The following is a 4627-nucleotide window of genomic DNA, read 5'->3' as shown; positions in this document are numbered from 1 at the left end:
CTTCCCACCTCACCCCCTCTCACCCCTCTCACCACCTCAGCCAGCGAAGGGAGTTGTTGATGACTGCGGCGAAGCTTCAGACCACGGCTGAGTTGTGTGATCTGCTCGGGATTCCGTTCAGTGATCAGCAGTTGGCGGCAATCACCGCGCCCCTGGCTCCTGGGGTGATTGTGGCGGGGGCTGGGTCGGGGAAGACGACGGCGATGGCGGCTCGGGTGGTTTGGCTGATCTGCACGGGGCAGGTGAAGCCGGAAGAGGTGCTGGGGCTGACCTTCACGAAGAAGGCTGCCAACGAGCTCGATGTCCGGATCCGCGACGACCTGACCAAGGCCGGCGTACTGGGGTCGACGCTGCCACCGGATCAGCATCCGATTCTGGCCGCACACCTCCGCAGCAACGTGCCGAACTGGGAGCCCGAGGAGCCGGGTGAGCCGGTCGTGTCGACGTACCACGCGTTTGCCGGCACGTTGATCGCCGAGCACGGGTTGCGGCTCGGGCTGGAGCCGGACGCTCGGGTGCTGGCCGATGCGACCCGGTTCCAGCTGGCAGGTCGGGTTGTACGGCGTTCCTCCGGGCCGATCCGGTTTGCGTCGCATCACGTGCCGACGCTGGTCAACAGCTTGCTCTCGCTGGACGGTGAGCTGGCGGATCACCTGCTCCGGGCGGACGCCGTACGGGATCATGACGAGGCGGTTCGGCAGGAGGTTGCTGCGGCGCGGAAGCAGACGGTCGAGGTCAAGAAGCTGGCCGAGACTGCGTTGAAGCGTGGCGAGATCCTGCAACTGGTCGAGGAGTATCAGGCCTACAAGGTCGAGCGCGGTGTCGTCGACTTCGCCGACCAGATGGCCTTGGGCGCACGATTGGCCGAGGAGTGCCCGGAGGTCTCGGTCGCCGAGCGAGCGCGGTACAAGGTTGTGTTGCTTGACGAGTACCAGGACACCTCGGTGTCGCAGCGCCGGATGCTGACCGCACTCTTCGCCGGCCCGGACGGCCGCGGTCATCCGGTCACCGCGGTCGGCGACCCCTGTCAGGCGATCTACGGCTGGCGTGGTGCCTCGGTTGCGAACCTGGACGAGTTCCCCGAACACTTCCCGAACGGCGACGGCACCCCGGCCCACCGCTACGTGCTGAGCGTCAACCGCCGTTGCGGCAGCCGCATCCTCGCTGCCGCCAACCAGCACGCGGCCGAGCTGTATGAGCAGCACCCCGGCGTCATCCCGCTCGAAGCCCCGGCCGATGCGCCGGAGGGCGCGATCACCGTCGGCCTGTTCGAGACGCGCTCGCAGGAGATCGAGTGGGTCGCCGACGCGATCGTCGCCGCACACCGGACGCCGAACCGGCGCTGGAAGGACATCGGCATCCTGATGCGGACCAACGTCGACCTGAGCGCGGTCCACGAGGCCCTGATCACGCGCAAGGTCCCGGTCGAGGTGGTCGGTCTCGGCGGGCTGCTCGCCCTGCCCGAGGTCGTCGACGTGGTCGCCACCCTGCAGGCCGTCAACGACCTCACCGCGAACGCCGCCATGCTTCGCATCCTCACCGGACCGCGGTACCGGATCGGCCACCGCGACCTTGCCCTGCTGGCGAATCGCTCCCGCTCACTCGCCGACACCGGCGCCCGGCCGAACGCCGATGACCTGGTGGCCGCACTCGACGCCGCGGTCGCCGGGATGGACTCGACCGAGGTCATCTCGCTGGCCGAGGCGGTCGACGATCCTGGCTCGGAGGCGTGGGGGTACTCGGCCGAGGCGCTGATCCGGTTCAAGGAACTGTCCACCGAGCTGCGCGAGCTGCGGGCCCACGCAGGCGAGCCGCTGCTCGACATCGTCCGCCGGGTGATCGCCACCATCGGCCTGGACGTCGAGCTGACCGCCACCCCGGACCATCTCGACTCCGGCCGGCGCGACCACCTGGCCGCGTTCCTCGATGCCGTCGGCAACTTTGTCTCGACCGAGTCGGACGGTTCGCTCGATGGCCTGCTCGCCTACCTCGCGGCCGAGGAGGAGTACGCCGCCGGCCTGGACCTCGCCGTACCGAGCGAAGCGGATTCGGTCAAGCTGCTCACCACGCACCGGTCGAAGGGGCTGGAGTGGCCGATCGTCTTCGTGCCGACGCTGGTGCAGAAGGTGTTCCCGTCCGATCGCGGCCGCGACAAGTGGACGACGAACGCGAAGGTGCTGCCGTGGCCGCTGCGCGGTGACGCCGCCACGCTGCCCGACTTCCACGACCTGTCGAACGCGGGGCTGAAGGCGTTCGCCGACGAGTGCAAAGAGGTGAACTCACTCGAAGAGCGCCGCCTCGGGTACGTCGCCTTCACCCGCGCGAAGGAGATCCTGGTCGCCACCGGCCACTGGTGGGGCCCGACCCAGAAGCGCCCGCGCGGCCCCTCGTCGTACCTGGAGACGTTGAAGAAACACGCCGGTGAGCGAGTGATCGCCTGGGCCGAGCAGCCCGACCTCGAGGCTGAGAACCCCGAGCTCGCCGAGGCGACCACAGCAGCCTGGCCGGCGGCGTACGACGCAGATGCCTACCGACTCCGGCTGGAGGCGGCCGGGCTGGTGCAGTTGTCGCGTTCCGAGGGTCCGTCGACGGAGGCCGAGGAATCGCTGCTGCTCGACGAGCAGGCGATGGTCGCGCGCTGGGACTCCGAGATCGAGAGATTGTTGTCAGAGGCAAGGGAAAGCCGAAGCCGCAAGGCGTACGACGTGACCCTGCCGACCGCGTTGTCCGCCACCCAGGTGATGCGCCTGGCCAAGGACCCCGACGGCCTCGCCTCCGAACTAGCCCGCCCGATGCCCCGCAAACCCAACCGGGCCGCCCGCTTCGGCACCCGCTTCCACGCCTGGGTCGAGTCCTACTTCGGTCAGCAACTCCTGCTCGACCCCGACGACCTCCCCGGCGCAGCCGACGAGGACATCGTCGACGACACCGACCTCACCGACCTGATGGAAGCCTTCCGCACCGGCCCCTACGGCGAAACCTCCCCCTACGAGATCGAAGCCCCGTTCGCCCTCGCCCTGGGCGGCCGCACCATCCGCGGCCGCATCGACGCCGTCTACCAGGTGGTCCGCCCCGACGGCTCCCGCGGCTACGACGTGGTCGACTGGAAAACCAGCCGCTCCGAATCCGCCGACCCCTTACAGCTGGCCATCTACCGAGTCGCCTGGTCCGAACTCATGAACATCCCCCTGGACGCAGTAGGAGCAGCCTTCTACTACGTCCGAACCGCCGACGTAGTCCGCCCGGACAGCCTCCCCAACAGACAACAACTCATCGACCTACTGAACGGCTAGTACTCGAGTAGCTCGGCAGGAACGATCTGTACGGGATAAGGAAGCTCGGCCTCGAACACCTCGTCGTCCTTGAAGACCCGGTCCACGAACTGCCCGTTCTTCAGTTCCAGCACCACTAGGACAGCGTCCTCCGGTTCGAAGATCCAGTAGGACTGGACGCCGTGCGCCTCGTACAAGAGACGCTTCCGCATCACGTCCTGGTGTCGCGTCGACGGCGAGGCTACCTCGACTGCCAGGAGCAATGGGCGTTGAACGCCCTGCGGTCCGACATCCTGGCGGTGGCAGACCAGCACGTCCGGCTGTAGTGAGTTAGGTCCGCCGGGGCGGTAGTCGAACGGTGCGAAGTAGACCAGCAGATCTGGTGTGCGAGCTGCGCGGAGCAACGTGTAGAGGTTGCCCGCCGCCGTCTGATGGATGGGACGTGGAGCGGGAGTCACCAGGACCCGCCCGTCCAGCAGTTCGCGCCACTCCCCGTCGTCGGGCAGTGCGTCGAACTCGGCCAGTGTGAGTCTCGGCTCGATGGTCTCCACGGACACAATGGTGCCTCCTTCTCGGTCACGGGACCAGCCTGTTGATCCCGACGAGTGGTCGGAACGGTCACAGCAGGTTCAGTTCAGCTGGGACGATCCGGACCGGGAACGGCAGCGGGGCGTCGAAGACCTCGTCGTCCTTGAACGTCTGCTCGATGTACTGTCCGTTCTCCAGTTCCAGCACGGTCAGCACGCGGTCCTCCGGTTCGAAGATCCAGTACGACGGCAGGCCGGCTTCCAGGTAGACCTGCCGCTTCAGATGCCGGTCGATCAGCCTGGTGTGCGGCGAGATGATCTCGACCACCAGCAGGGGGTCTTCCGTGTATGCAGGGTTCGTGTCGTCGGGTGCCAGTACGAACAGGTCGGGCTGCAGGGACCGTTCTGCGGTCGGGCGGTAGTCGTACGGTCCTGGAAGGACTTCCGGTCCACGGGGGCAAGCCCGGCCGAGGGCGAGCATCAATTTTGTCAGCGCACGTTGATGATTGCGGCCTGGTGCCGGGGTAATGAACAGCACTCCGTCGATGATTTCGTGTCGCTTGCCGTTGTCCGGGGTGGTGTCGAGGTAGGCAAGTGTGTACGGGTCTGAGCCGTACGGCTCGGTCGGTGCATCGGGCATACGACCAGCATGTCGTGGGTCGAGGGGTGGTTTGGGCCATTTCGGTGATCTGCCCCGGGATGCCCCACGATGCCCCGCGGTTTGGCCGGATCGGGGGTCGGTTCGGTCCAAAACCCGTTGAGTCGTGCCCCTGGAAACCCCGGGATGCCCCGAGTCAGGCGAAGGCTGGGAACGGGGGTGGGGCTTGC

Annotated in this window: 3 protein-coding genes; 1 reads left to right on the top strand and 2 read right to left on the bottom strand. The window is 67.2% G+C overall.

Annotation, left to right across the window (positions count from 1 at the left end):
• The first annotated feature begins 59 nt into the window (after window positions 1–59).
• The gene (locus tag E1261_RS43280) at window positions 60–3293 is read left to right on the top strand and encodes an ATP-dependent DNA helicase (protein WP_132415941.1); all 3234 of its coding nucleotides are present in this window, start codon (window positions 60–62) and stop codon (window positions 3291–3293) included.
• Here E1261_RS43280 and E1261_RS43275 read toward each other — a convergent pair.
• Both E1261_RS43275 and E1261_RS43270 read right to left on the bottom strand, forming a co-directional pair.
• Window positions 3290–3823 (bottom strand): Uma2 family endonuclease, encoded by a 534-nt coding sequence (locus E1261_RS43275; RefSeq protein WP_238176815.1) that lies wholly within the window; start codon window positions 3821–3823, stop codon window positions 3290–3292. The two genes, E1261_RS43280 and E1261_RS43275, sit on opposite strands and share 4 nt — an antisense overlap.
• Before the next feature lie 67 nt (window positions 3824–3890).
• Complete coding sequence (locus E1261_RS43270; RefSeq protein ID WP_132415937.1) at window positions 3891–4439, bottom strand: Uma2 family endonuclease; 549 nt, start codon at window positions 4437–4439, stop codon at window positions 3891–3893.
• Window positions 4440–4627 lie beyond the last annotated feature (188 nt).

This window comes from Kribbella albertanoniae, assembly GCF_004348455.1.
GTDB classification, from domain to species: domain Bacteria; phylum Actinomycetota; class Actinomycetes; order Propionibacteriales; family Kribbellaceae; genus Kribbella; species Kribbella albertanoniae.
Note: the sequence above shows the minus strand (reverse complement) of the source record. Positions and strands in the feature narration are given on the sequence as shown.

Excerpts from the sequence above, each read along its gene's own strand:
- E1261_RS43280 (WP_132415941.1), top strand. The coding sequence starts at position 60 with ATGACTGCGGCGAAGCTTCAGACCACGGCTGAGTTGTGTGATCTGCTC.
- E1261_RS43270 (WP_132415937.1), bottom strand. The coding sequence starts at position 4,439 with ATGCCCGATGCACCGACCGAGCCGTACGGCTCAGACCCGTACACACTT.